We start from the raw sequence: 508 nt of genomic DNA on the forward strand, positions 1-508 counted from the left end.
AACCCGTAAGGGAGGCAGCAGCCGAAGGTAGGGTCAGCGATTGGGGTGAAGTCGTAACAAGGTAGCCGTAGGAGAACCTGCGGCTGGATCACCTCCTTTCTATGGAGAAATTATTAAGTACTGATGGATTTCAGGCTTAATATATACGAATTCTGGTTAGAATATCTCTCTCTGTTTAATTTTGAGATACCAAGTAATTGGCATCTTAATTTAATATACACATATGGGGGTATAGCTCAGTTGGGAGAGCACCTGCCTTGCACGCAGGGGGTCAAGAGTTCGAATCTCTTTATCTCCACCATTTGTGGGCTTATAGCTCAGCTGGTTAGAGCGCACGCCTGATAAGCGTGAGGTCGATGGTTCGAGTCCATTTAAGCCCACCATTGTTCTTTGAAAATTGCACATAAGTTAAAGTAAAGATATTTACTATTCTTTGTAATAAATTGATTGCTAAAATGCACGCTAGTATTTTAGTAAATCAGCAAATTTGTAACTCAAATTTGATTTG

Annotated in this window: 2 tRNA genes and 1 rRNA gene; all 3 read left to right on the top strand. The window is 40.7% G+C overall.

Features of this window, described 5'->3' with window-relative positions:
- Nucleotides 1–99: ribosomal RNA gene (locus tag JHL18_RS24945) — 16S ribosomal RNA — on the top strand; the annotation flags it as partial.
- Nucleotides 100–225: 126 nt separating this feature from the next.
- Nucleotides 226–301 (top strand) — tRNA-Ala (locus JHL18_RS24950).
- 5 nt (nt 302–306) lie between these two features.
- Nucleotides 307–383, top strand: a tRNA-Ile gene (locus JHL18_RS24955).
- The last annotated feature ends 125 nt before the right edge of the window (nt 384–508 follow it).

Source organism: Clostridium yunnanense, assembly GCF_016595795.1.
Classification (GTDB): Bacteria; Bacillota; Clostridia; order Clostridiales; family Clostridiaceae; genus Clostridium_AR; species Clostridium_AR yunnanense.